The organism is Pantoea sp. RSPAM1, assembly GCF_038816185.1.
GTDB lineage: Bacteria > Pseudomonadota > Gammaproteobacteria > Enterobacterales > Enterobacteriaceae > Pantoea > Pantoea ananatis.
This window is the reverse complement of record NZ_CP046137.1, coordinates 2,337,716-2,360,818: the sequence shown is the minus strand read 5'-3', so window position 1 is coordinate 2,360,818 and position 23,103 is coordinate 2,337,716. Positions and strand designations below refer to the sequence as shown.

General features: G+C 56.9%; 18 protein-coding genes. 8 read left to right on the top strand and 10 right to left on the bottom strand.

Annotation, left to right across the window (positions count from 1 at the left end; all coding sequences use genetic code 11):
* Positions 1-17: 17 nt before the first annotated feature.
* Positions 18-947 carry a DNA replication terminus site-binding protein gene (tus, locus tag GKC68_RS11550; RefSeq protein ID WP_264252656.1) on the bottom strand — a complete coding sequence of 310 codons (930 nt, stop codon included), beginning with the start codon at positions 945-947 and terminating at the stop codon, positions 18-20.
* Between the two features lie 198 nt (positions 948-1,145).
* Here tus and GKC68_RS11545 point away from each other — a divergent pair, with 198 nt between their 5' ends.
* Both GKC68_RS11545 and GKC68_RS11540 read left to right on the top strand, forming a co-directional pair.
* Complete coding sequence (locus tag GKC68_RS11545) at positions 1,146-2,330, top strand: MFS transporter (protein WP_264252657.1); 1,185 nt, start codon at positions 1,146-1,148, stop codon at positions 2,328-2,330.
* Positions 2,331-2,517: 187 nt separating this feature from the next.
* The gene (locus tag GKC68_RS11540; RefSeq protein ID WP_014605889.1) at positions 2,518-3,012 is read left to right on the top strand and encodes an Rrf2 family transcriptional regulator; all 495 of its coding nucleotides are present in this window, start codon (positions 2,518-2,520) and stop codon (positions 3,010-3,012) included.
* Between the two features lie 143 nt (positions 3,013-3,155).
* On the opposite strand, the gene GKC68_RS11535 is transcribed toward GKC68_RS11540, so the two are convergent.
* The 3 genes from GKC68_RS11535 to GKC68_RS11525 form a co-directional block, all read right to left on the bottom strand.
* Complete coding sequence (locus tag GKC68_RS11535; protein WP_342656157.1) at positions 3,156-4,445, bottom strand: CocE/NonD family hydrolase; 1,290 nt, start codon at positions 4,443-4,445, stop codon at positions 3,156-3,158.
* A 105-nt stretch (positions 4,446-4,550) separates the two neighbouring features.
* Positions 4,551-7,706, bottom strand: coding sequence for a multidrug efflux RND transporter permease subunit OqxB (oqxB, locus tag GKC68_RS11530; protein WP_342656156.1), 3,156 nt, complete (start codon positions 7,704-7,706; stop codon positions 4,551-4,553).
* A 12-nt stretch (positions 7,707-7,718) separates the two neighbouring features.
* On the bottom strand, positions 7,719-8,873 hold the full coding sequence (locus tag GKC68_RS11525) for an efflux RND transporter periplasmic adaptor subunit (RefSeq protein WP_264215167.1): 1,155 nt from the start codon (positions 8,871-8,873) through the stop codon (positions 7,719-7,721).
* A 299-nt stretch (positions 8,874-9,172) separates the two neighbouring features.
* Between GKC68_RS11525 and GKC68_RS11520 the strand changes: the two genes are divergently transcribed.
* The 3 genes from GKC68_RS11520 (at position 9,173) to GKC68_RS11510 (ending at position 10,320) form a co-directional block, all read left to right on the top strand.
* Positions 9,173-9,520, top strand: coding sequence for a helix-turn-helix domain-containing protein (locus GKC68_RS11520; RefSeq protein WP_013025716.1), 348 nt, complete (start codon positions 9,173-9,175; stop codon positions 9,518-9,520).
* Between the two features lie 96 nt (positions 9,521-9,616).
* A complete protein-coding gene (locus GKC68_RS11515; RefSeq protein ID WP_014605886.1) occupies positions 9,617-10,054 on the top strand; it encodes a ribonuclease domain-containing protein in 438 nt (145 codons plus the stop codon).
* A 2-nt stretch (positions 10,055-10,056) separates the two neighbouring features.
* Positions 10,057-10,320, top strand: a complete 264-nt coding sequence (locus GKC68_RS11510) for a barstar family protein (RefSeq protein ID WP_014605885.1) — start codon at positions 10,057-10,059, stop codon at positions 10,318-10,320.
* Here the strand turns inward: GKC68_RS11510 and GKC68_RS11505 are convergent.
* The 4 genes from GKC68_RS11505 to GKC68_RS11490 all read right to left on the bottom strand — a co-directional run bounded on the left by GKC68_RS11505 (position 10,317) and on the right by GKC68_RS11490 (position 18,342).
* Positions 10,317-12,692 carry a virulence factor SrfC family protein gene (locus GKC68_RS11505; RefSeq protein ID WP_264252660.1) on the bottom strand — a complete coding sequence of 792 codons (2,376 nt, stop codon included), beginning with the start codon at positions 12,690-12,692 and terminating at the stop codon, positions 10,317-10,319. The genes GKC68_RS11510 and GKC68_RS11505 overlap by 4 nt on opposite strands.
* Complete coding sequence (locus GKC68_RS11500) at positions 12,689-15,652, bottom strand: virulence factor SrfB (RefSeq protein WP_089529003.1); 2,964 nt, start codon at positions 15,650-15,652, stop codon at positions 12,689-12,691. The genes GKC68_RS11505 and GKC68_RS11500 overlap by 4 nt, the downstream gene beginning before the upstream one ends.
* Positions 15,653-15,654: 2 nt before the next feature.
* Positions 15,655-17,004, bottom strand: coding sequence for an SrfA family protein (locus GKC68_RS11495; RefSeq protein WP_342656155.1), 1,350 nt, complete (start codon positions 17,002-17,004; stop codon positions 15,655-15,657).
* A gap of 162 nt (positions 17,005-17,166) precedes the next feature.
* The gene (locus GKC68_RS11490; protein WP_342656154.1) at positions 17,167-18,342 is read right to left on the bottom strand and encodes a benzoate/H(+) symporter BenE family transporter; all 1,176 of its coding nucleotides are present in this window, start codon (positions 18,340-18,342) and stop codon (positions 17,167-17,169) included.
* A 92-nt stretch (positions 18,343-18,434) separates the two neighbouring features.
* Here GKC68_RS11490 and GKC68_RS11485 point away from each other — a divergent pair, with 92 nt between their 5' ends.
* Positions 18,435-18,980, top strand: a complete 546-nt coding sequence (locus GKC68_RS11485; RefSeq protein ID WP_047715154.1) for an XRE family transcriptional regulator — start codon at positions 18,435-18,437, stop codon at positions 18,978-18,980.
* Between the two features lie 152 nt (positions 18,981-19,132).
* On the top strand, positions 19,133-19,690 hold the full coding sequence (locus GKC68_RS11480; protein WP_342656153.1) for an isochorismatase family protein: 558 nt from the start codon (positions 19,133-19,135) through the stop codon (positions 19,688-19,690).
* A 6-nt stretch (positions 19,691-19,696) separates the two neighbouring features.
* Here GKC68_RS11480 and GKC68_RS11475 read toward each other — a convergent pair whose 3' ends face one another.
* Entirely contained in the window at positions 19,697-19,927 is a 231-nt protein-coding gene (locus tag GKC68_RS11475; RefSeq protein WP_342656152.1) for a PIN domain-containing protein, read from the bottom strand.
* A 143-nt stretch (positions 19,928-20,070) separates the two neighbouring features.
* Between GKC68_RS11475 and GKC68_RS11470 the strand changes: the two genes are divergently transcribed.
* Complete coding sequence (locus tag GKC68_RS11470) at positions 20,071-20,226, top strand: hypothetical protein (protein ID WP_342656151.1); 156 nt, start codon at positions 20,071-20,073, stop codon at positions 20,224-20,226.
* Positions 20,227-20,597: 371 nt separating this feature from the next.
* Here GKC68_RS11470 and pqqU read toward each other — a convergent pair whose 3' ends face one another.
* Positions 20,598-22,724 (bottom strand): TonB-dependent receptor PqqU, encoded by a 2,127-nt coding sequence (gene pqqU / locus GKC68_RS11465; RefSeq protein WP_342656150.1) that lies wholly within the window; start codon positions 22,722-22,724, stop codon positions 20,598-20,600.
* Positions 22,725-23,103: the final 379 nt, after the last annotated feature.

The window sequence follows — 23,103 nt, the reverse complement described above, 5'->3', positions numbered from 1 at the left end:
CCTTCACGGCCCTGATATCACACCAGACAATCAACCCATAAGTGCAGCCGGGGGATCAGCAAAGAAAGCGGTTCGGCGGCTGGCTTATAGCGATGCGTAATAGTGTCGGCATCATAATTTAGCAGTTCACCCAACTGCGGCACCTGGCTGCGGTCGCGGCACAGCACCAGAATCGGTGACGGGCAGGCCAGCTGGGTTTGCTTTTTCTCTTCTGCGCGCCAGATGCGCGCAATAGGCTGCACTTTCACCGGGCGTTTAATCTTAAGACGTGCTGAGGCGGGCAGGGCGCGGACATCTGCCAGCTCCTGTTGAACCTTTTCTGCCCACTGTTCTCGTGTCCAGGGTGCCTGGGCGCGGCCCGCTTTCAGGCTTCTTTCCAGTTGGGCAACAATCTCTTCCCGTTTCACGTTTTTAATCACCTGCTTATTGGCCCAGCCAAAACGTACACTTTCGGGGGCCGCGATCGCGGTGATGGTCCGGTAGGCATTCAGGGTGATTAGCCCTCGTAAATGCTGATGGACAAACTCAAAGCGGGCTTCAGAGGGCAGGCCGGACTCCACCGTAATCAGGTGCTCAAGCCGGGCTTTAAGCTGATTGATTCCCGCGATGTGCGCAGTGAGCTCCGTTTCTTCCTGTTCACTGCATGCAATACAAAGCGCACCTGGCAAGCGCACGGCGGCTTTAGTACTGAGCTTTTCCGACTGATGTTGCATAAACAGCCTGCAGTAGTGATTCATGGCCATGTCTCGCGCCTGAATGCCAAGCAGCTGCTCAACAGCAAGTTGCGTCACAGGATCGTGCTCATGACCTTTTTCGACGGGCGGTAAACGAAAGACCCGGGCAATCAATAGCGGAAGCGACTCGATCTGCTCCCGCAAGGCACTTAACGCTTGCTCAAGATCTTTTACGCATTGCTGCATGTCAGTCACTAAATCGTAGCGCGCCATTCTGTTCTCCATAGTTACAACATGCTCAATGTGGCAGAAGTCGAATGGCGCTGCAATAGCGATTATAGTTACAACATACTATAAGTCGTGTTATTAAAACCGTGCCGCCATTCGTCTCAGGCAGGAAAAAGCGGGCCACGTTTTTTCCATTGCATTAACATGTTATAAAAACGCTTCGCTCGCTAACGGATTCCCGACATGGACGTAATCAAAAAGCCCGGCTCACTCAGCATTGTCCTTATGGGGCTGGTTCAGATCCTCTCCTGGGGCGGATCCTTTTATCTGATGGCGGTGATGGCCGCGCCCATCGTGGCGGAGACCGGTTGGTCGCAACAGTGGGTTTATGGTGGGCTCTCGTTAGGCATTCTGGTTTCCGGGCTGCTGGCCCCGCGCTGTGGGCACATGATTGCCCGGACCGGCGGGCGTTTGATGCTGGCGTTAAATGGCTTTGTGATGGCAGCAGGGTTGATCCTCATGGGGTTCAGCCATCATTTACCTGTGTTTTTACTGGCCTGGGTCATCATTGGCGTAGGCATGGCGATGGGGCTGTACGATGCGCTCTTTGCCACTCTGGGCACTCGCTATGGTGGACATGCGCGCAGCGCGATAACCGGCATAACGCTTATTTCCGGTTTCTGCACCAGCCTGGTCTGGCCGGGAACGGCACTGCTGATCCACTGGCTTGACTGGCGCGGCGCCTGTTTTGCCATCGCCGGACTGTTACTGGTGTGCGTTCTGCCCGTTTATCTCTTTGCGCTGCCGCAGAGCAGTCTGCCCGTAGCGGTTAAACGTCACAGCCCGCCTCCCGCTGAGGCCGATTTCCCTGCGGTGCTGTTTCGCCTGCTGTGTGCCATTTTCACCCTGGCATCGGTCATCATGACGGCCATCTCCGTGCAGCTTATTACCCTGCTGGAGGCGAGCGGTTACAGCCTGGCCTCGGCGCTGGCGATCAGCGCCATACTGGGGCCGTGCCAGGTGGCTTCGCGCATTATCGATATGGTTTTCAAAGGGAGTCATCCCATCTGGACCACGTTTTTTTCTGTTGGATTCGTCGCGTTGGGCCTGGTGCTGCTGGCGCTGTTTCCTCAAACGGCGTTGTTCAGCATGATACTTTACGGTGCAGGCAACGGCCTGCGTGCGATAGTGCGGGGGACGTTGCCCTTGGTGATGGTCAAACCGGAAGCCTATGCCGTGCTGGCAGGCAGAATGGCGCGTCCGGCGCTAATGGGCCAGGCAATAACGCCGCTGGTGTTTGGCTATGTGTTTGCCACCCTGGGCGCAGACGTCACTTTATGGCTGCTTTGCACGCTCGCCGTGCTGAACCTGCTGCTGGTAGCCGCGTTAAAAAAACGGCTTCCCGCACCGGTCAGCGCAGCGCCTTAAGCGAATCGGCAAGCACGAGGGCGGTAAGCACCTTGTGCTGTTAACGGCTTCAGGGTGGTGAATATGTGCCTTGTCGCAGGCCTCTTGCTTCTAAAAACCCACCGCCTTTGTTATATTTACCGCTGATTCATTGTTCACTCATGCGGCAATACAACAACAAAAACGCACCGCAATTCAGGATACAAAGATGCTTGATTATCGCTTCCCGACAGCTTTGCAAATGGTTCTGAGCGTGGCGATGGCGGAGCAAATGGGAAAACGCTCTACCAGCGCGATTCTCGCTTACGGGCTTGAAGCAAACCCGAGTTTTATTCGCAAGTTGATGGTGCCATTAACGCGTGACGGCATTATTGTGTCTACGCTGGGACGCACTGGCTCCATTCATCTTGGCCGACCGGCGGCAGACATCACCCTGCGTGATATTTATGTTTCCGTCACTGATGATAAAAAACTCTGGGCTGCGCGCCCGGACGTCGCGCCGCGTTGCCTGGTCAGCGCCAACCTGTGCTGGTATTTTAAATCCATCGCAGAAGAAGCCGAACAGGCCTCACTCGCGGTCCTGGCCAAACGCACGGTGGCCGATGCCTTAAATGAGCTGAAAACCCACGATACCAGCAACTGCACCGCCGTACCGGAACCGGATGTGGCAGAGCCTGAAAGCGAGTGCAAAAAAAGCCGCTGATGCGGCTTTTTTTATGTATTGACCGCCCTTCCAGGAAACAGCGCTTTGCAGCGCGCGTCACATTTTGCCCGTCACCATGATTATCCCCCTGTTACAGGGTACTGTCCTTTCTCTCTGGCCCGTCATTTTTTTAGCGTGCAGGCTTAGCGTAAAACAACCGCATCACCGATAGCATACAGCCTGCAACTACCTTTATTACCACGGTTAAAGGTATTGCAATGTTCAAGGGCGATGCTGGCCGCATCGTGGCCGGTTCTGGCCCAATAGGCGCTTCCCCATGCGCCTTCCGGACTGATGGCAAAGGCTTTTTCATAAAGACGGGACGAGGTGTAACTTTTAAACGCATCCGCCCCGGCTTTATTTAACGCCGCAGGCACGGGCAAGGGAGTGTCGGGGAGAGAGACAACCTCTTTGTAAGGCAGATGATGCGTTTTTAGAAACGCGGAAACCGTCTGCCACCAAAATGCTTCAGGCGCACTTTCCATGAAAACATGCCCATTCTTACCAAAGGGGGGCATTTCACGAAATTCAGCGCTGTCGCCCTGACGTCGATAAGCGTTATAAAACGTTCTTCCCATGTCAGGCGAGAAATCCTGATCGTTGGCAGAGTAGAGCCAGAGCGAGGGGAGACGTGCCGTTGCACCGTAGCGTTCGAATGCGGTAAGCAGACCCGGTCCATCACAAAGCGATTTATCTTTATTCGCGCCCCGGCCGCCGTCAAAATTAATGACCGCGCTAACGCCAGGCGGATTCGCCGCGCTGGTTGCCAGAACGGCAAAGCCGCCGGAAGAGATGCCAGCCAGAATCGCGTTTTCCCGCGATGCCCACGGCTGTCTTTGCAGTACAGCAAGCGCGGCCAGCAGATCCATCCGATCTCGCTGCCCGGCCAGCTGATGACGCGGCTGTTCACATGAACCGCCCGCATATTCTGCGTTTCCGCTTGAGTGGCCATAGCCTTCGCGCAACACCACCACTGCAGCATAGCCGTGGCGTGCAAACGCCAGAGCCGTGCCTGACATACGGTTTGGATTCATGATGCCGCGATCAAAGGCCCGGGAGCCTTCAGTTCCGTTAGTCATCAAGACCAGCGGTGCGGAACCTGTTCCGCTGGGTCGGGTGACAAAGGCATCAAGCTCAGCGAACTGGCCATTGCTCAGCGTCACCTCAAGGGTAAGGGGCGATCTTATCAGTCCATCAAATTGCTGGTATGGCGAAAGGGGCAAGCTAATTGAAGGAAGTGAAATCACAAGCAGGCACAGAATCATTATATTGCGCTGAAAACGAAACGGCATTCTGAACATTTCCTTTTGTTTTTTGCTTTTCAAGGTCACAGGCGCGTGCGACAGATAATCAATCATGCGGGATAGCGCGTCCGTCACATTATCAGCCATAACTATGTCATGCATGCGACGGCAACATTCTGCCTCGCTCATTCAGGGTGTATTTTTAAAAGAAAAAGCGGTGCGCTAAGCAGGTGGGAAAGCATGAAGCCGGAGGGATGACAGCAGGCGGTTTTTCATCGCCCGCTGTCGACTCCGTTATGGCGCGTTCTGTAAGCGCTGCTGAGCGGCTTTGCGCGTCACCAGCTTGCGCAGCGTTACGTAGAACACTGGCGTCAGGAACAGGCCAAACAGCGTAACGCCTAACATACCGGAGAACACGGTAACGCCGGTAACGCCACGCACCTCAGCACCCGCACCTTCACCCAGAATCAGGGGGATCGTGCCGGCAATAAAGGCGATTGAGGTCATTACGATAGGACGCAGGCGCAGACGGCAGGCTTCCAGCGCCGCTTCGGTAATGCCTTTGCCCTGAATCTCCAGTTCGCGGGCGAACTCCACAATCAGAATGGCGTTCTTACAGGCCAGCCCCATCAGTACGACCAGTCCAACCTGCACGAACACGTTGTTATCCCCACCGGTTAACCAGACGCCCACAAGCGCAGACAGCATGGTCACCGGCACAATCAGGATCACCGCAAGCGGCAGCGTCCAGCTCTCATACAGCGCAGCCAGCACTAAAAACGCCAACAGGACAGCGACAGGGAAAACAATCAGGGCCGTATTACCCTGCGTCGCCTGCTGATAGCTGAGATCGGTCCATTCGATATTCATGCCGTTCGGCAGCAGCTGACCGGACATCGTTTCAAGTTGACGCATTGCCTGGGCCGATGAGAGCACGCGTGGATCGGCATCGCCGATCAAGTCAGCCGCCGGATAGCCGTTATAACGAATAACCGGATCGGGGCCGTAGGCCGTGGTGATGTGCACCATGCTGCCAATCGGCACCATCTCACCGCGGTCGTTACGGGTACGCAGGTTCGCGATGTCCTCAACGCTGTCGCGGAATTCACCGTCAGCCTGCGCCATGACGCGCCAGGTGCGCCCAAAGCGGTTAAAGTCATTAACGTAGGATGAACCCAGATAAGTTTGTAGCGTACTGAACAGATCGGTTAACGCTACGCCCTGTGCTTTCGCCTTATCGCGGTCAACCTGCACCTCCAGCTGTGGCACGTTAGCCTGATAAGAGGAGATCGGGAAGTGCATGCCCGGCGTCTGCATGACCGCACCCGAGAGGGTGTTAATGGCGGTCTGCAATGCGCCATAGCCCAGTCCGGCCCGATCCTGAACGTAAAGGGAATAGCCCGAACCCTGGCCCAGCCCCAGGATAGGCGGTGGCATAATTGAAAAGCCAAATCCCTGTTGAATGCGGGAAATTTTTGCATTGATCTCCGCGTTAATCTGCGCCGCCGTTTGTTTACGTTCGCTGAAGGGCTTCAGGCCAAAAAAGACCGTGCCGCTGTTCGGCGTATTCGTAAACTGCAACGCGTTGAGGCCGGGGAAGGCCACCGCATAGGCCACGCCTTCCGTTTGCAGGCCGATTTCGCTCATCTGACGAATCACTTCATCGGTGCGCGCCAGCGACGAGCCTTCCGGCATTTTGACGCCGCCGATCAGGTAAAGCTTGTCCTGAGTAGGAATAAATCCACCCGGCACCGCATGAAACATCCAGCCCGCGCCAGCCAGTAAGACCAGGTAAACACCAAACACCGCGCCGCGACGACGCAGGGTTTTCCCCACCATCGATTCATAGCCGTGCGCGCTACGCTGAAAGAAGCGGTTAAACGGACGGAAAATCCAGCCAAACAACCTGTCGATCAGGCGCGTCGGCATATCTTTGGGGGCTTGATGATCCTTCAGTAACATCGCGGCCAGTGCGGGAGACAGGGTCAGTGAGTTGATGGCGGAGATCACGGTTGAAATCGCAATCGTAGTGGCAAACTGTTTGTAAAACTGGCCGGTTACGCCCGACAGAAACGCCATAGGCACGAACACCGCGCACAGCACGAGGGCGATGGCAATGATCGGGCCGGATACCTCACGCATCGCCTGATGGGCAGCGGCTTTGGGGGACAGTCCCATCTCAATATTGCGTTCAACGTTTTCCACCACCACGATGGCATCGTCCACCACGATACCGATGGCCAGCACCAGTCCGAACAGGCTTAGCGTGTTGAGCGAGAACCCCAGCAGATACAGCACGCTAAAGGTGCCGACCACGGATACCGGAACCGCCAGCAGGGGAATAATGGAAGCGCGCCAGGTTTGCAGGAACAGAATCACCACCAGCACCACTAAAAACACCGCTTCCAGCAGGGTTTGCACGACAGCCTTAATGGAGTCGCGGACAAACACGGTGGGATCGTAGGGCGCAGCCCACTTCACATCGTTGGGGAAACGGGTGGCCAGTTCATCCATTTTGGCACGCACGGCGTTTGACAGATCGATAGCATTGGCACCCGGTGCCTGGAAAATACCAATACCGACGGCGTCTTTGTTATTGAGCTGCGAACGCAGGGCATAGCTGCCTGAACCCATTTCAATCCGCGCCACGTCACGCAGCCGGACCAGTGAGCCGTCCTCTGACGTTTTCAGAATGATATCGCCAAACTGCTGCTCGTTTTCCAGCCGTCCCTGCATATTAATGGACAGCAGAAAATCGCTCTGTTTTTTTAACGGTTCCGCCCCAAGTTGCCCCGCAGAAACCTGAACGTTCTGCTCCTGCATCGCTTTCACAACGTCCGAGGCGGTTAAGCCGCGCGCCGCCACTTTGTTGGGATCGAGCCAGACGCGCATCGCGTATTCACCCGCGCCAAAAATCTGGATTTGCCCTACGCCCGGCAGACGGGCAAGCTCATCTTTGACTTTCAGCGTGGCGTAGTTACGCAGATAGAGCGAATCGTAGGTGTTATCAGGGGAAAACAGATGCACCACCAAGGTCAGGGTCGGCGACATTTTTTGTGTCGTGATCCCGAGACGGCGCACGTCCTCCGGCAACCGCGCCTCGGCCTGGGCTACGCGGTTTTGCACCTGAACCTGGGCCTGATCCGGATCGGTACCCGGGCGGAAGGTCACGGTGGTCACCAGCACGCCGTCAGAGCCGGCCACGGACTTCATGTACATCATGTTTTCAACGCCGTTAATTGCCTCTTCAAGCGGCGTTGCCACGGAGTCGGCGATGGCTTTCGGGTTAGCGCCCGGATATTCGGCCCGCACCTGCACGCTGGGCGGCACCACGTCCGGATACTCACTGATGGGCAGCAGCGGGATAGCGATCAGTCCGGTCATAAAAATCAAGACGGACAGCACGGCGGCAAAGATTGGCCGATCAATAAAAAAGCGGGAAAAATCCATAACAACCTCAGGTTATTGCGCGGCAGTCGCGGCCATGTCGACGGTTTTTGCCGTTACCGGCATACCAGGCATAAACACTTTTTGCAGGCCGGCAACGATAACCCGATCGCCCGCCTGTAATCCGGTGTTAACGATGCGTAATCCGTCCGCCATCGCGCCGGGATGAACATCACGACGCTGGGCTTTACCCTGTGCATCGACCACATAGACGTACTTGCGGTCCTGATCGGTCAGCACGGCTTTGTCGTCAATTAACACGGCATTAAACTGCGCGCTACCGGGAAGGCGAACGCGGGCAAACAGGCCGGGCGTATAGGTGCGCTGGCGGTTGTCCAGAAGGGCGCGCATGCGGATCGTACCGGTGCTGGCGTTAAGTTGGTTATCAAGAAAATCAACGTTGCCGCGATGCGGATAACCCTGTTCGCCGGCCAGGCCGATTTCAACGGGCAGGGCATGCCGCTGCTGTCCCTGACGTGCCATAGCCTGATAGTGCAGGAAGGTGGTCTCATCGACGTCGAAATAGACAAACATCTTGTCCTGCGAAACCAGCGTGGTCAGTACGCTGGCGCTGTCCCCGGCGGTGACAAGATTACCGGCAGTTATCATGGCCCGGCTGGCCCGTCCGTCAATCGGCGCGGTGACGCGGGTGAAATCCAGATTGAGTTGAGCCATGTCAACAGAGGATTCGGCGGCCAGAACATCAGCCTGAGCCTGACTGGCTGTGGAACGTCGCTGTTCCCACATCTCGCGTGACACCGCCTGTGTACCCACCAGCTTCTCGGTGCGCGCCGATTCGCTGCGTGTCAGGCTGGCCTGACTGCGCGCGCGGGCCAGCGTCGCTTTTGCCTGTTCCAGCGCGGCACGGTAGCTGCGATCGTCGATGGTAAACAGGACCTGACCTTTCCTGACCTCGTCGCCTTCATGATAATTAACGCTATTGATATAACCCGAAACGCGAGGCCGGAGCTGCACGCTTTCAACGGCTTCAACGCGCCCGTTGAAGCTGTCCCATTGACTGACAGGCTTCACCAACACGTCCGCAACGCTGACATCGGGCGGCGGCGGCGGGGCATTTTTAGCCTGGCCCGTGTCACAACCGCTTAGCAGACTAACCAGCAGCCCCATTCCCAGCAGGGAAGATCCCTGACGAACCCAGTGAGTAATCATTTTGTAATCCCGCGATGACAGTGAAATAAAGCCCGAAGGCCAATATTTGCAACTTCTATGGTTGCAATTTATCGCGAGGAGTGTAGGCTTGTGCGTCTAAGAACTGCAAGAATTACTGATACACTTTATGTGCGGTTTCAACGCCGCGATCGGTGCCTGGCAGCAGCCAAAAATAAGCCCCATAAAAAGTGCGGCATTTAATGTATTAATTAAACTTGCATTAAATGGCATTGTCAGCCACGCTTAAGTGTAACTGCAACTGATACTAATACTGTTCGCGCCGCGACGGGAGAATAAACATGATGAGTAACGCTTTTATTCACGACCTGATTAGCTGGATCGATAACAATATCGAAGCACGTCTCGATCTCGACACTGTTTCTGAGCGCGCTGGCTATTCTAAATGGCACCTGCAACGGATGTTTAAAGAGCACACCGGCTATCCACTGGGTGAATACATTCGCATGAAGAAGCTGAAAAAATCGGCCGACCGTCTGACCAGTACCAACGAGCCAATCCTGAATGTCGCGATATCGCTCGGATTTGACTCGCAACAGTCTTTTAACCGCAGCTTTAAGCGTCAGTACGGTGTTGCACCCGGTGCATGGCGCCGTCACACTGTGCCTTCGCAGTCAGCCATGCAGTAAAAGCAGTATCCCGCCAGGGCCAGGCAATCTGGCCCGCGCTTTTTTATCGCCCGCTAAAACTGTTATCATCTGCATCCTGTTTAAAGGGATGCCATCATGTCAAAAAAACTGTGGGTTGGACTGGTTCTGATCCTTGTTCTCTGTTGGGTGGGGTTGAGACCTTATCTGACGTCTGCACCAGCCAAAACGTCGGCCTCGGATATCGCTGCCTTAACGGATGTGCGAACGGTCGCCCGTTGGGTGCTGCAGCATCAGCAATTGCCCGATTACTACATTACCAAAAAGCAGGCGCGTCGCCTTGGCTGGAATCCAGCGAAAGGGGACTTGTGTGAGGTGTTGCCGGGGCGGGCCATCGGCGGCGATCGCTTTTCCAATCGGGAACGAAAATTGCCTGAACGCGCCGATCGCCAGTGGTTCGAGGCGGATGTGAACTACCGCTGTGGCCACCGTGAGGCTGACAGGCTGGTCTACTCCTCTGATGGTCTGGTTTTTCTCTCGACCGACCACTATCGTACCTTTAAGCCGGTCCAGTAACCATGCTGACCTTAAGCTTTGATCTGCGCCAGCTCATCGATCGCGAGGCGTTCTATCATGCGTTTGCGGCGCAGAGCGATTGCCCTGCCGGATTTGGCAATAATCTGGATGCGCTATGGGACTGGCTGACCGGAGGAATGGCGTTGCCCGCCACAATTCATCTGCTGCATGCAGAACGGCGCAATGAGGAACTGGCCCCCGTGGTGGCGTTGCTGGAAGAGGCGGCGCAGTCGCTGGCAGGCGAGCTGCGCCTGATTTACGGTTAGTGGCGCAGTGGCTTCAGCAGAGCGGTAAGTGACTCTCGCGCTGCAACCGGCAAGTCGCCCCCACCGGTATAGCCATTGTTTTCGATAATCACCGTGTTAAGCCCCACCAGCCAGTCGTAAATATAATAGGCCGTATGGTTTGCCGGCGCGGCGGAAAGCTTCGTCAGGCGCTGTCCTGCGCTGAAATTAACGCTGGGTGCCGGCGGGCGTGAGAAAACAGGCTGCCCGCGATTGACGCGGCTGCCAGGACGTTCCGATTCCGGACGCTGCAGGAAGCCCAGCCAGGCCACAAAATCCCCCAGCACCGTCATCGCGCGCGTGACCTGACGGTCAGCACGTGATTCATGCGTCATGCTCTGCGCATCGGGTTCATGCAGCGCCTGCTGCAGGGACTGTAGAATACCGGTACGAAAGCTGGCCGTGATCAACTCTTCGATCAACCACTCCATCGTGGCTTTATCAATGTTCAGTAAAGCCAGCAGGCTCTGATTTTCCGGCAGCTGACGCAGGTGGTTAAGCCACAGGCTAAACACCTGACGCGGAAACTGTGCCGAGCCCTGACCGAAGCTGGTCTGCTTCGGGGCGGGCTGTTCAACTTCGTTATCGCTGAACAAATCAAATTCAAAGCCAATACCAAACTGATTTTCCGGGGCCTGAATGCTGGACGTCGCCGCCGGAACGGATGAGGTCGACTGGTTGAGCCAGAGCTGACGCAGGGCCTCGCGGGAGGGCTGTAAGCGCTCAAGCAGTTCGCCATGTAACCCGGTGCGGTGTTGTAAACACTTCAGCAGTGTATCGGCGATGCTTTGCTTGCGTGCCGCCTGGTCGGGCGATGCACCTGCCTCCGTCCAGGGCTGAAGGCGACGCTCGACAACGGTGTGCTGAATTTGTGCCAGTTGGGCAATCAGCATATCGCGACGGGCTTCAGGCTGCATTTCTTGCTGTAACCAGTCAGACATCCGGTCCACGCCTGCGCGATCCAGTGCCAGCATGGAACCCCATTGCTGACCCGGCTGCCCCACCTGACGCTGGACTGCCTCGTCGACGTTGATCTGCTGATGCCGCGCATCGTAAGGGGTAATAGCCCAAATCAGACGGGGTTTCTCGCCCGCCTCATTGACCGGCTGGTGACGCTGCCATTCGCGTAACGCCTGACTGGCGACGTCAACATCCTGACGCTGGCTGGCAGCGGTGCAGATTAACAGCAAATCGATACTCTGGCGGGCGGCATAAATGCCCGGTATCAGTGTACGTTTGTGCTCCAGCAGGCGTGCGCGTAATGCATCCTGCTGCTGCAGGCGCTGGCGTTCTTCACGCAGGGCCGGATCGCTGGGCGTACCCGGTGCGGGCAGCTCCAGCATGTCTGCATCATCATAGAGCGCGGTGCGCGGGGTGGAGCTAAGGGGAATAGTGACCTCAAGCGTGAGCAGGGCAAGTAATCCCAACGCCACGTTCTGCGGTTTACCCAGACGGTTACCGTTTAACGGGCACACCTCGATCGGCAGCGACTGATCCTGCTCGCTGGCGGGAACAATCAGCTGCTCAGCGGGCAACAGGGCGTTATCCGTCAGCAGGCTAAGCGGAGCCAGTACCCGGCTGCTGTTACGAAGCTGATGGCGCAGATGCAGCAAACTCCGCACCAGCTCATTCAGGGCGGGCTCAGCCGGCCACAGCAGTGAAAACAGCTGCACGCGGTCGTCAACGCTCAGCCAGGGCGCCAGTTCCACAGCCTGTGGCCAGAAGTGGCGATCCAGCTGTGCGTCATACAGGTGATGACGGCGGCACCAGGACCAGAGCGTGACCAGCGCGTCGCTCTCCAGGCCCGGCAGTGGCGTGGTTAAGCGATGGCGTTGCAGGCGTTGCATCACGCTGTCAATTTTCGCGGTGTCGGGCTGGGTGACACCTCCACCACAGGAGATGGCCAGGCGCAACACGTCAGTCTCGCTGAGCAGCGTCAGCTCGACGGGCCACTCTGAAGAGAGGGGTTCCCGCTGGTGGGTAAAACGCGTTGCGGTGGCGAAGTCGAGATTGCCGGGATTCACATTCTGAAAATAATTCACCGGTTTATCACTTAACGCGGTGATCAACTGGCCCTGTGCATCGGCCACCATTTCCGTCAACAGCCAGGCTTTGCCCGCCTGGGACTGGCCAAACAGCGCCAGCGTCACCGGGCGCGCAACCTGCTGCGCCAGGGCCTGAGTTTGTACACGAGCCTGCCGTAACTGCAGGGTCAGGGTTTCGGCTTCCAGAGCCAGACGGGGCGACTGCTCGCGGGTACTCTCGATCCAGGCCAGGCTGCCGTTCAGAGCATCCTGCAATAAACTCAGGCGTTTTGCCAGCGTCTGCGGCTGGCGGGGTTTTACCGATCTCATCGTTTACATACACTCCCGCTGTCAATCCAGTATTGCGCATTGGCATTGCCCGTGGCGGAGAGAGTATTGAGTTTGAGGCTCAGATGTTCAAGCGGAACACGCGTGCCATCATCCAGTTTGGCTTCGCTTAATACCAGATTTTCAGGGCCGGGCGCACCCGGGCCGGCCTTCACGGCGAGCTTCACACGCAGAACGCTTTCACCTGCAACTTTGCGTGCCAGTGCCGCATCATTGAGCGTCAGGCTGTAGAGCGGCGAGGCAGGCCAGCGCTCATTATCTAACTGGCGGAATCCAAGGCATACGTTGCCGCGAATACGAAAGCTGGTTTTGCGGTCCAACGCAAACTGCTGATCGTCGAGATCGATTTCGCTGTAGCACAGGTTTTCATCCGTCAGCGCCTGATTTTCGTCCAGCATACCGAGATAACGAATGGTTGAATAAGGCTCAAAGTCGCCTGCACGGAACCAAAAGCTGCTCAGGCGCAAATCCAGCGCCAGCAGGCACAGCATTGCGCCGACCGCGGCGGTCGATTTGGGGTTATCGATGCGACCATGTTTATTAAACGGATACCAGTCGCTGGTGTGATAGCCCTCAAGCGATAAAATACGGCTGCCCGGCAGCGGCTGCAGATGACGCACCAGCGCCTGAATGCCAGGGAAGCGCGAAGGACGTCCAGTCAGCAACAGGACGTCACACTGATAAAGTGACACCACTTCACACATAGAGCGCAGCGCCGGAATGATCGCCATGCGATGTTGCATAAACTCAGCGTGCAGCTGAGCCATGCTGACCACCAGCGGCACTTCAAGCAGATCAAAACGGCTGTTGCCGCCGAGTTCACGCTGAATTTCACCGTTAACAAACGCCAGCACCGCATCGGCAGGGCGCTGTTCGACCAGTTCCCCGAACAGCGCATTGATCTCGGCGTGGCTTTCCAGCGGATCCCAGTTTTCGTAGCGCTCCAGCACCGCCTGAGCCAGCGGGATAAACAGCTGCAGCGTCGCCTGCTGGCGTAACGTGGCCTGTCCGTCCATGCGGCTGTCGTGACCAAACAGCTTGTTGATCAGCGGCTCCGCCAGGGTCAGCCCGGCTTTTTGCAGGCTCTGTTGCAGAGCGGGTAAAATCCACAGTTGGATCACGTCCAGCAGAATATCGTCACCGGCGACTTTGAAGCCTTCACGGAACAGCAGGCGCGGGGTGATTTTGACGTTATTACCCTGGCCGTCGTCAAGACGATACTGGGTAATCGCTAAATCGGTGGTGCCGCCGCCTATATCAATAGAGGCAATACGCAGGCTCTTGCCCGGCAGTTCATCCGCCGCACGCGGGCGGTCGGGACGAGCCATGCTGCTAAAGAAATCTTCTGCCCGTCCGGCAAAGTTCACCTGCGTCTCATTAAACAGCCATACCATCTGGCCACAGGTGGCTTCGTCCCACTCCATCTGCACATCCGGAACGGGCTTGCTGCTCTGGGACTGGCTCTGCTCGGTAAAATCCTCATCGGCCGGGTGCCAGCCCTCGGCTTTCCACACCAGCGCGATGGCTTCCTGCATGCGGCGGCGGAAGATCTCCCGTTCAGGTTTTGGCATGGCGGACGGCAGGGTCAAAATAACGTGACGCAGTTGACGCGGGGCATGGCTTTGCGGCATACGTTGGCGCTGTGCCGCACTGTTCATTTGCATTAGCGCCTGAGCCAGCAACTCACACAGCATAAAGGTCATCAGCGAACTGCGGCTGTAGTGGGCGGAGAACACCGGTAAGCGTTCATCCACGGGCAGGGCATACAGCGGCTGACCTTCATCATTCATGAGTGAGGTAAACGGCGCGGCGCAGGCCTGAGGTTCCCCCTGCGGGCTCTGCTGATTAAAGCGCCAGCCCGGCTGATAGCGTGCCTCATCCCACAGGTAACGGCGTGGACTGGACAGGCCGGTACTGCCTTCCAGACCGGCGCGTTGCAGGGCCAGGCGACTGGCTTCACGCCCGACGCGGGTTAACGAGGGCCACATAAAAGCCTGCTCGCGGCCGCTTTCCAGTGAAAAATTGGCTTTACCAAAACGCGCTTCGGCAAATTCCAGTCGGCTGTCGAACAGTTCGTTATACACCCGATGCGGCTGAGACAGGTCGCGCATTTGCAGTTCATAGGTCTGCTTCAGGCCGTTGCTCTCTTCCGGATGGTCTTCCACCAGAATGCCGCAGGTGTGGGAATTCCCTACGTCGAGAATAATATCGACGTTGACCGCCGGAGTTTGCAGCGTGGCGGCCTGAATGTGTATCTCGGTCAGGTTAAGCTGCTCGCCCAGCAATTCCAGCAGGTTGAGGTAATGCGCCTGATATTCAAACTCGCGCAGTGCCTGGCTGATTGCCTGCTCCCGGCGATCGGCTACGCGGTCGGTGAAGGACTCACGCAACCAGCCATCAACCCAGGTATGGTCAAGGAATTCGCCCAGCTCGTAGTTATGCCAGGCCAGCGCAAAGGTTACGCCGTTCTGCGCATCGGACGGCGTGAGTCCGAGTTGCTCGCCGCCATCTTCGTCAGCGACGCAGCGGGTATCGAAGGCCAGCGTGACGCGGTGCGTATTGCCGGTGCTGTCGGGTTTATCCAGCGCCACCAGACGCATGCGCGCCCAGTTTTCAGGGCCGCCAATAAAGCGACGGCCCGATGCGCAACGCAGCATCGGCAGGGGCAACCAGCAGGCTTCCAGCAGCGTCAGCGAGTCTGACAGGGCGATGTCGGTTTCAGGGCGAACCACTTCAGGCGCGCCACCGTCCTGTGGGTAAAGTAAAAATTTGCCGCTGTTGCCGTCCACGTTCAGTCGCAGCAAGGGGCCGTTTGCCGTCTGGCGCACAAACTGGCGTCGCGCCTGGGGCGCGGAAAGCTGCAGACCAAAATCCAGGAACTGCACGCCGCTGTTCTCAATCAGAGAAATTTTCTGCTTATCATCGATCAGGGGAGCCAACATAGTTACTTACTCTCACGCTTAATCGTAATGGGATACACACGATCCGCACTGTACTGCGCTTCACAGACGGCCGCGCCAATGCTGGAATGACACACTAACAATGGCATACGGTAACGGGATTTGTCCGCGCACCGGGCAGTAAAGCGGCTCTCAATCACCAGGTTTCCTGCGCTGGTCATCGCGGCCGTCACGTCTGCCTTGCAGGTGGTATTGCCCTGACTGATCTGCACGCTGCCTTTCCCTTTATTGAACTGGAAACGCATCACCGGCGGTTTACCGGTTGGGGTTTTGATCTGTTCAATATCCACACGCCAGCGGCCATCAATGACCTGAACCTGTCCATCGCGCACGGCATCCGGCGTCACCACCAGATCGTCGGGTTTGGCAGGCACAGCAGGCACCACCACATTTGAAAGCGTTGAAGAGGGAGCGGGCGCAGCGGAAGTCGGCGCAGCCTCAGTTGATGCATTTGCTACCACCGCCGCCGGTTTCTGTGGCAGCGTGGCAGACAATTTTTCAGCAGACGCGACGACCGCTGGTGGCTTAGTGGCGGTAACTGGCGCCGGAGCTGGCGTGTTTTGCGCGACCGGTTGCGTGACTGTCACAGGTTCTGACTGAGGCAGATGCAATATCACAGCGGTCGCTGCTGCTGCGGCAACCGCCAGGGTTGGAAGTAAATACCACAGGCGGAAAGGCCCACGACGCGCTGTCGCCGTGGGCGTCGGTTGTGGAGCCTGAACCGCGCTTTCCTGAACTGGCGGCGTCACGATCTCCGGCTCCGGTGCGACAACAGGTTCGGATTCGGAGGCGGCAGCGATCGTCACCGGCTCGGGCGGCGGTTCAACCAGCACGGTTGGCAGCGACTCTTCAAGACTGTCTCGCAGGCAGGCCAGCGCATCGTCGCGATTCCGCTCCTGCGCATCTACAAATCCCCAAAAGGTAATGACGGGTTTGCCGTTGACCAGATAAACATATTGCTGATTGGGAAACTGCAAGCTTTTGCCTAACAGCGCGCCGAACAGGCGCATTGCCGGATTGGCCGCATTGCTGGCGCTTGCGCTGATGGCTTGCAGATCCTGCTGACAGGCTGTGAGATGTTGTAAAGCCTGGCGGCGTTCATAATCGCTGGCGCCCATCCAGGACTTAACCTTGCCTGGAAAGGGCGAGTACCAGTCAAGCCGGTCGCCACGTTCGTTGGTTTGTGGAATTGCCAGGCAATTTGCCAGCGCGCTCTGACGGCGCAAACGCAGGGTTTCACGGATTTGCAGGGCGGACGCAAATACGGGCTGGCCGTTCTCGCCCAAAGCCAGAACCGCATCCAGATTGCCGCTGCGCAGAAAAGTTTTTGCCACCTGTTAAGCCCTTATCGGTCGTTGTCTGAGGCAGAAGATCGCGTGTTATCGTCGATTACGGTGATTTTACGTGGGACAATGGCAAATCAAACCGCTGAAAAAGGGGATAAATGCGTGGTTTTTTGACCCGCTGGCGGGAAAATAACCAATGCCCAGATGATGTTACGCTGTTTTACGCTTTAATAACAGATGTGCAACTACACCGCCGACCAGGCCCCAGAACGCCGCGCCGATGCCGCAGAGCGTTACCCCGGAAGCGGTGATCAAAAAGGCTATCAGGACGCTGTCCCGTTCCTCGGGCTGCTCAAGCGCCCGTTGCAGACTGCCACCGAGCGTGGCAAGCAGTGCCAGCCCCGCCAGCACCTGCACCATCACCGCAGGCAGTGCGCTGAACAACACGGCAATTAACGCGCCAGAAAAGCCAGCCAGCAGATAAAAAAAACCGGCCAGCGCGGCAGCTATCCAGCGGCGACGGGGATCGCCATCCACATCGTCTCCCATGCAAATGGCCGCCGTAATCGCCGCCACACATACCGAAAACCCGCCAAACGGTGACAAGACGAGGGCCAGCAGTCCTGTCCAGCTCATCAACGCGGAGACCGGGGGACGGTAGCCGTGGGCGTGCAATGTGGCGATGCCCGGTGCATTTTGTGACGCCATGGTCACCAGAAAATAGGGAAGACCCACACCGATAAGCACAGGCCATGAAAAGGTCGGCCAGACAGGGCCGGGTAAGCTAAAACTCGCCGCATGCGCGGGAAAGTGGAGACTGTTTTGCCCGTATGCGACAGCCAGGCCTGCCAGCAGCGCGATCAGAATGGCGTAGCGGGCCAGCCAACGGCGTGCCAGCAGCCAAACACAGCACATTGTGCCCGCCAGGGTAAAATTTACCGCTAAATCGCTAAACGTCTGCAGGCCAAAGCGCAGTAGAATTCCGGCCAGCATGGCGGCGGCCAGCGAGGCAGGGATGTAGTTCATCAGTCGGGCAAACAGGCCCGTCACCCCGCACAACACAATCAGGGCATTGGCAAAAACAAATACGCCGACGGCTTCGTGTATCGATGCGCCCTGAAGGCTGGTGGCGAGTAATGCCGCGCCTGGCGTGGACCAGGCGGCTAAGATCGGCATCCGGTACGCCAGAGAAAGCCCCGCTGAAGCAATGCCCATCGCCAGGCCAATGACGGAAAGCCAGCCGGCAATTTGCCCGGATGAGGCGCCTGCGGAAAGGGCAACCTGATAGATAATCGCACCGGTACTGCTATAGCCCACTAACACCGCCACCAGGCCGGAAACGACCATGGGCAGGGTAACGGGGTAGGGTGCGCGGCGTGCTGACATGGTGTAACCCTCTTGTGCGTTATAGCGCACATCCTCGCACAGTGCGTTATAACGCACAAGTGTTACACTGAAGCGGTAAAGCAGGAGATAACATGGAAAATTTGCATCAATATCTTGGTGAGGCGCTGAAACAATTGCGCCAGGCCAATGGCTGGAGCCTGAGCTTAACCGCAGAAAAAACGGGCGTCAGTAAGGCGATGCTGGGCCAGATTGAACGCGGCGAGTCCAGCCCCACGGTCGCGACCTTGTGGAAAATAGCGACTGGCTTCAACGTTCCGTTCTCATTTTTTGTTCATTCCGGGGCGCATTCGGCAGGCGAGGTGACCTGTTACCGGCAGCAAAATGCGCAGATGACGGTTACGCCGCTGCTGCCTTACGACGCCCGGTTGCGTTTTGATTTACTGGCGGTTGAGCTGGCAGCGGGCGCGCAAAGCGACTCCACAGCTCATGAGAAAGGCGTGATTGAGCAGGTGGTGGTACTGGAAGGAGAATTGTTGTTAGGCGTGGAAGAGACCTGGCGACGGCTTAAACAGGGCGAAGCCTTTCAGTTCCGGGCCGACGTCGCCCACAGCTATCGTAATCCCCTTGACCGCCGCCTACGGTTTCACAGCCTGATCCACTATCTGGGCCGAACCTGAGCTTACAAATTGAAACCAGCCGCGTCTGTTCAGGCCTGACCGGCATTTGTATACTCCGTTTCCCTTGTATGGCGCGCTTTGCAGGTTGTCTCAACGCCCGCCGTCTGCGCCATACTGACGCTTTATCTGTTACCGATTTGTGAGGAATGACTATGGCTATAACCACACTTGATGCGAAAACCGCGCTGATCGTCATCGATCTGCAAGAGGGGATTGTTGCGCTGCCAGTTGTGCATGAGCCACAGCCGGTGATCGAACGCTGCGCGCGGCTTGCCAGCGCCTTCCGTGAAAAGGATCTGCCCGTGGTGCTCGTCAACGTGGCAGGCGGTGCGCCTGGCCGCAATGAACATCCGCGTCACGAAGGTGAGCTGCCTGCAAACTGGGCGACCCTGGTGCCCGCCATGACACCGCAGCATAACGATCTGACCATCACCAAAAAAACCTGGGGCGCATTTCATGACACCGCACTGCATGATGAACTGCAAAAGCGTGGCATTACCCAGGTGGTCATTTGCGGCATTGCGACCAGTATTGGCGTGGAATCGACGGCGCGGGAGGCATACGCATCAGGTTACAACGTCACGCTTGCAGTGGATGCGATGACCGATCTTAATAGTGATACGCACGAAAACAGCATCACGCGCGTCTTTCCTCGCCTGGGTGAAACGGGTAGCTGTAATGATGTGATTGCTAAACTGAACGCGCTGTAAACCCTGTCAGGCAGTCCAGGGATTGAGCAGCATCACGCCCAGCCTCTGGAAATCGTTCAGGTTACGTGCCACCTGAATGACATCGTGCTGTAGCACCGTTGCCGCAATCAGCGCATCGATTGCGGAACGCCGGTCGGGCAGGCGCAGCCTGGCGCACCGGCGTGCGACCGGGTCATCGATCGGCAACCTTCTCTGGCGATACGCCTCAAGCTCCTGCGTCTGATACCCGTGGCGCAAACGTTATGCCTGCTCCCCATCCCGCCGTTTAAGACGCAAAATAGCTGTCTCTGTTTCCAGCCGCGTCAGGGCTGAAATGAACGTGCTGTCAAGGTCAATAGTATTAGCCCGTGTCAGGACATTGGGATCAATATGCGGCGTTAATGCCTAACGCAACGCAGAAAGGACAGGGTTATCCGGCAGATAACGCAACAGAAGCCAGCCTCTCGTCCGGTGATGACAGGCCGTTCAGGTTCGAAATCGATATCTGCCGTTTCAGGCATTACCAGCGCAATGGCCTGATTTTTACCGCCTGTTAAGGCCTTATCCGGCCTGAATGTTGACGGGATATCAGCGGGTTTAACGCGAACGGTGATGGTCACTGGTTTTTGATCCGCCTTTTTTCGCCTTGGTAGCATACTGATTAAAGGCACACTGAAACAGATTTTGCTGCTCAACGTGCCTGCTCCTTATGATGTCGTTACGTGGCGAGAGGGATTTACGGTCGTAGACTTTGTTTGAGCGAGTTTTGAACAAAAATTCGAGGGCATTCGTAAATTGGTATTCTGGAGGCCGACGTTGACGGCGAAAGAGGGCCATGCGTCAGGAGATTGTGCCAGGCGCGATGAGAATAACCTGAGAGGTCGCCACGCTGCGCCGCCGCGTTGTGCTCACGCGGCGGCCATGTTCACTACTGGAAAGCGTAACTGACCGTCAGGCCCACGCTGTAGTTGCGCCCCGGAGCCGGTTCAAAGTAGCGACCGCTGTTTTCATTGACGATCACCGAGCCAACGTAGTTGCGGTCAAACAGGTTGTCTACCCGACCAAACAAATCCAGCGTCCAGGCATCGACAAGCCACTTATAGCCGCTGTTGACCGAGGTGATGGCATAGGAAGGCGCACGGACCGCATTGCTGTCATTCGCTGCGATGTTGCTCATATAACGCCATTCCGCTCCGGCATAAAAGCCTTCTTCAGGTGCATAAGCCAGCCCGGTATACAGCATATTGCGCGCAATGCCCGGAATACGGTTGCCGTCGCAGCTGGCGTTGCCGCAGGCATTACTGCGGTAGCGCGCATCCAGCAACGTATAGGCCATTTTCAGTCGCCAGTCGTAGTTAACCTGCTGATCAAACGCCAGTTCGAGGCCACGCCGGCGGGTTTCTCCGGCATTTTTGTAAGTGGTGCGTCCGCCGCTATTGCTGTCGACAACAATTTCATCCTGAGTATCGGTCTGGAAAACGGCAGCGCTGAGCAGGCCATTGCCCAGACGTTTCTTGCTGCCTAACTCAACCGTATCGCTGGTCGCGGGTTTCAGCCCCAGATTCAGGCCGGACCGATCGCCTGAACGATAGGACAGCTCATTAATCGTCGGGGTTTCAAATCCACGGCCGGCAGATAAATAGGCATTCCAGCTGTCGTCAAACGCATACTTCAGCGCGGCGGCGGGCAGCCATTTGTGATAACGGGCATCGCCACTGTCATCGCCGTTGCCTGGCGTGATGTAAAAGTCGTTAGAGTCAAAACTGACCGTACTAAAACGGACGCCTGCATCCAGCGACCATTTTTGACTGAGCTGCCAGGTGGTCTGCAAATAGGGATCAAGATTCCACATCAGGTTACGTTCGTTGCGCCGCATATTTCCCTGCTCACCAAACTGCGTCACGCCGTTGGCCGTCGTGAAATTCTCAAAACCTTTGCGCTGTTCGCTCATGGTTTCGTAATCCAACCCGGCAGTCAGCGTGACCGGAACCGAAAACAGATCATCACGGTGTGTCCAGCGGGTATCAATACCCTGATAGTGGCGGGTCAACGCGATCACGCCGCCGGGATGCGATGGGCTTTGCTGAAAGTTGGCAGGAATGGACTGGAACTGCGTCGTTTCACGCATCCCGGCATACATCATCACGCTCAGGTCGTCGTTTTCGCTCATCCGACGCTGATAGTGCAGGCCGCCCTGGGTTTGATCGACGGTTTTGCGGGTGTTGTAAAGTGAGACATTACTGACAACCTGACGGGGATTCGCGCGCCACTGGTCAGGCGTTAACCCACCCGGGTCCTGCGCGTCGATATGTACGCTGTTAAACAGTAAGGTCAGGGTGCTGACGTCATCGATGCGTACACCCAGCTTTGCGTTACCCAGATTTTTTTGTGCGGCGCTGTGATCGCGATAACCGTGAGTGGTAAAGCGCGAGGCGGAAAGCGTGTAATTAACATCGCCGGCTTTTGTGCCGTCGCCGGTGGCGCCGCTGGCTTTCACGCTGTTGCGCCAGCTACCGTAGCTGCCAAACCAACTGCCGGCTTCAAGCGTGGGGGGCTGCTGACCGGTCTGAGTGGTAACGTTGATGACGCCGCCGGAGGCATTGCCATACAGCGCAGAAAACGGCCCACGCAGCACCTCCACCCGATCGACCGAACCGATATCAATATTGGACGTTTGTCCCTGACCATCCGGCATGGTGGCCGGAATGCCATCGACATATATGCGCAGGCCACGGACCCCGTAAGTTGAACGGGAACCAAAGCCGCGCACGGACAACTGCAGGTCCTGTGCATAATTTTGCCGGTTTTGGATCTGCAACCCCGGTACGTTGGTCAGGTTTTCTGACAGGTTAACGCGCGGGGCGGCCTGGCGCATATCGTCGCCATTGACCACGCTCACGGCGGCAGGCGTATCAAGTTCATTGAGGCCTTTTGCTGGCGGCGCGGCGCTGACAACAAGAGTGTTACCGCCATCTGCCGCAAACAGCGGCAGCGGAAAGAGGGCAGGCAGCACTAATAACGGCAGGCTTGCCTGGCGTGATCGCTTAATATTCATCTGTATTTGGCCTGAAAGCGTGGATCCCTGGGTATATGTCGCCTGCCAGAGTGACGAAAACAACGGTGGCTATCGGCAGGTCGCGAAAAAAGTGGTACTAAATGAACCAACTGGAACAATCGCGACACATGTTACTGGTTTTGTCAGAGGTTTGGAAAGCGTAAATGACTGGCCGGTTTATGTGATCGCACTGTGCCAACCTTGTTATTCTCTGACCGGCTCGACCCCGCGAAGAGGCCTGTCGGACCACGGTGTCTTCATGGCCCGCTGCGCGCGGGTCACGGCGTGCTGACGGGACGCGCCGGGTAACAGATGCTACATTTTAGCCTGCGCCGTCAGGTACACAGAAGACGGATACCCATAATCAGAACGAAGGAAA

Coding starts and splice junctions, on each gene's coding strand:
- tus (WP_264252656.1), bottom strand. CDS start 947: ATGGCGCGCTACGATTTAGTGACTGACATGCAGCAATGCGTAAAAGAT.
- GKC68_RS11545 (WP_264252657.1), top strand. CDS start 1,146: ATGGACGTAATCAAAAAGCCCGGCTCACTCAGCATTGTCCTTATGGGG.
- GKC68_RS11540 (WP_014605889.1), top strand. CDS start 2,518: ATGCTTGATTATCGCTTCCCGACAGCTTTGCAAATGGTTCTGAGCGTG.
- GKC68_RS11535 (WP_342656157.1), bottom strand. CDS start 4,445: ATGAGCGAGGCAGAATGTTGCCGTCGCATGCATGACATAGTTATGGCT.
- oqxB (WP_342656156.1), bottom strand. CDS start 7,706: ATGGATTTTTCCCGCTTTTTTATTGATCGGCCAATCTTTGCCGCCGTG.
- GKC68_RS11525 (WP_264215167.1), bottom strand. CDS start 8,873: ATGATTACTCACTGGGTTCGTCAGGGATCTTCCCTGCTGGGAATGGGG.
- GKC68_RS11520 (WP_013025716.1), top strand. CDS start 9,173: ATGATGAGTAACGCTTTTATTCACGACCTGATTAGCTGGATCGATAAC.
- GKC68_RS11515 (WP_014605886.1), top strand. CDS start 9,617: ATGTCAAAAAAACTGTGGGTTGGACTGGTTCTGATCCTTGTTCTCTGT.
- GKC68_RS11510 (WP_014605885.1), top strand. CDS start 10,057: ATGCTGACCTTAAGCTTTGATCTGCGCCAGCTCATCGATCGCGAGGCG.
- GKC68_RS11505 (WP_264252660.1), bottom strand. CDS start 12,692: ATGAGATCGGTAAAACCCCGCCAGCCGCAGACGCTGGCAAAACGCCTG.
- GKC68_RS11500 (WP_089529003.1), bottom strand. CDS start 15,652: ATGTTGGCTCCCCTGATCGATGATAAGCAGAAAATTTCTCTGATTGAG.
- GKC68_RS11490 (WP_342656154.1), bottom strand. CDS start 18,342: ATGTCAGCACGCCGCGCACCCTACCCCGTTACCCTGCCCATGGTCGTT.
- GKC68_RS11485 (WP_047715154.1), top strand. CDS start 18,435: ATGGAAAATTTGCATCAATATCTTGGTGAGGCGCTGAAACAATTGCGC.
- GKC68_RS11480 (WP_342656153.1), top strand. CDS start 19,133: ATGGCTATAACCACACTTGATGCGAAAACCGCGCTGATCGTCATCGAT.
- GKC68_RS11470 (WP_342656151.1), top strand. CDS start 20,071: ATGCCTAACGCAACGCAGAAAGGACAGGGTTATCCGGCAGATAACGCA.
- pqqU (WP_342656150.1), bottom strand. CDS start 22,724: ATGAATATTAAGCGATCACGCCAGGCAAGCCTGCCGTTATTAGTGCTG.